Origin of the sequence: Actinomadura sp. NPDC048032 (assembly GCF_040653175.1) — a bacterium.
Lineage (GTDB): Bacteria > Actinomycetota > Actinomycetes > Streptosporangiales > Streptosporangiaceae > Spirillospora > Spirillospora verrucosospora.
In genome coordinates, this window is the sequence record NZ_JBEZJP010000732.1 from 1 (window position 1) to 2095 (window position 2095).

A 2095-nucleotide genomic window follows, 5' to 3' on the forward strand; every position below is an offset into this window, starting at 1 on the left:
GGGTACGGAACCGCCTTGAGCAGCGCGGGCTTCAGAATGTCGTTGACCTCGGCGTAGGGGAGCACGTTGTCGAGCTGCCCGCACGCCGACTCGTAGCTGGGTCGCCGTGTCGGGAAGAACGACCGGGGGCGTACGGCCGAATCCTTCTGGACGATCGCGAGGAATTCGAGCGTAACTCCGCAGTTCAGCCCTGAGTAATGACTGCGTGTTTACAGTTGTTTCCCACGCGTGTCCGAGACCGGTCGTGGCAAAATCACTCACTTTTCAGCTCGAACGCGCCGACGAGCGGCGCCCCGGCGAGGTCGGCATCCGGCCCATGGTGACCCCTGAGGGAGAATGGGGCGCATGAGAGCGGTGGCCATCTCCGACACCCACGCGCCCCGGCGCTGGAAGTCGTGCCCGCCGCGGGTGGCCGAGCACCTGCGGGAAGCCGACGTGATCCTGCACGCCGGCGACGTGTGCGTCGCCTCCGTCCTGGACGAGCTGGCCGAGTACGCGCCCGTCCACGCCGTCCTCGGCAACAACGACGGGCCTGACGTGGCCGGGTGGGGCGCGCCCGAACGCCTCGAACTCGACCTGGACGGCCTCGCCGTCGCGATGGTCCACGACAGCGGCCAGGCCAAGGGCCGCACCGCCCGGATGCGGCGCTGGTTCCCCGGCGCCGACCTCGTCGTGTTCGGGCACTCTCACATCCCCCTGGACGAGACCGGCGACGGCGTCCGCATCTTCAACCCCGGGTCGCCGACCGACCGTCGCCGCCAGCCGCACGGCACCCTCGGGCTCCTGGACATCGACGGCGGCCGGCTCACCGAAGCGCGGATCGTCCCCGTGACCTGAGCCTCGCCCTCGACCGGCCGGACGCCGCATGGAATCGTCCCTTGGAGACGACCCGCGAGGATGAGAGGGCCCCCGGCATGACCGACCGCGTCACCGTGCACGTCCGCGAGGGGGTCGCCGACGTGCGGCTCAACCGTCCCGACAAGCTGAACGCCCTCGACCTGGCCACGTTCGAGGCGCTCGCCCGCACCGGAGACGCCCTCGCCGCCGACGGCTCCGTCCGGGCCGTGGTCCTGTCGGGGGAGGGCCGTGCCTTCTGCGCGGGCCTGGACTTCGCCAACTTCGCCGCCATGGCCGGCGACGGCGCCGGGCGGCGCGCCGGCGACATCACTGCGCGCGAGCCGGGACGCATCACCAACCTCGGGCAGCAGGCCGTGCACGTGTGGCGGGAGCTGCCGCAGCCCGTCATCGCCGCCGTCCACGGCCACGCCCTCGGCGGCGGCCTGCAGATCGCGCTCGGCGCCGACATCCGGATCGTCGCCCCGGACGCGCGCCTGTCGGTCCTGGAGATCCGCTGGGGCCTGGTTCCCGACATGACCGGCACGGCCGCGCTGATCCGCCTGGTCGAAGAGGACGTCGCGAAGGAGCTCACCTTCACCGGCCGCATGATCTCCGGCGCGGACGCCGTCCGCATCGGCCTGGCGACCCGCACCGCCGACGACCCGCGCGCCGCCGCCACCGAACTCGCCCGCGAGATCGCCGGCAACAGCCCCGACGCCGTCCGCGGAGCCAAGCGCCTGCTCAACCGCGCCGCCGACACCGACCTGGCCGGCCAGTTCCTGGAAGAGTCCCGGACCCTCGGCGCCCTGCGCGGAAGCCCCAACCAGGTCGAGGCCGTCCGCGCCTACTTCGACAAGCGCCCGCCCGCCTTCACCGACCCGGCCTGACGCCCCGCCGACGCCTTCACGACACCAAGCGGGCGGCCTCGCATGGCGATTGGCCCCCCGCTTGCTGCGGTGAACCTCCCGTGTGTCCGTCACGTTCGTGTGCCAGCCCAGACAGGACATCGTGCAGCAGCGGACACCGCCGCAAAAGGAAGGCGTTCACCTCCGGTGGCCGTCGCCGTGCCGCCGGTCCGAACGCGCGCGACCAACGTGTCGCGTCCGAGGCGGGACGGCCTCGACCGCCGACTGAGCGGAGCGGTCCGGGGTTGGCGTGCCCTGGAACTGAATGGAGCTGCTGGGAGACCGTCGAGCACCTCAGCGACGACCTGTTCGCCTACGCCGCCCAGATCGCGCCGAGGACGCCGCCGGCGGAC

At 72.2% G+C, this 2095-nt stretch carries 2 protein-coding genes; both read left to right on the forward strand.

Annotated elements, in window-relative coordinates:
* Positions 1-345 precede the first annotated feature (345 nt).
* Positions 346-837 (forward strand): metallophosphoesterase family protein, encoded by a 492-nt coding sequence (locus AB0C69_RS41655; RefSeq protein WP_360362309.1) that lies wholly within the window; start codon positions 346-348, stop codon positions 835-837.
* 77 nt (positions 838-914) lie between these two features.
* Positions 915-1724 carry a crotonase/enoyl-CoA hydratase family protein gene (locus AB0C69_RS41660; RefSeq protein ID WP_360362312.1) on the forward strand — a complete coding sequence of 270 codons (810 nt, stop codon included), beginning with the start codon at positions 915-917 and terminating at the stop codon, positions 1722-1724.
* Positions 1725-2095 lie beyond the last annotated feature (371 nt).

What these genes read in the sequence shown, in the direction of transcription:
- AB0C69_RS41655 (WP_360362309.1), top strand. Translation starts at nt 346, where the DNA reads ATGAGAGCGGTGGCCATCTCCGACACCCACGCGCCCCGGCGCTGGAAG.
- AB0C69_RS41660 (WP_360362312.1), top strand. Translation starts at nt 915, where the DNA reads ATGACCGACCGCGTCACCGTGCACGTCCGCGAGGGGGTCGCCGACGTG.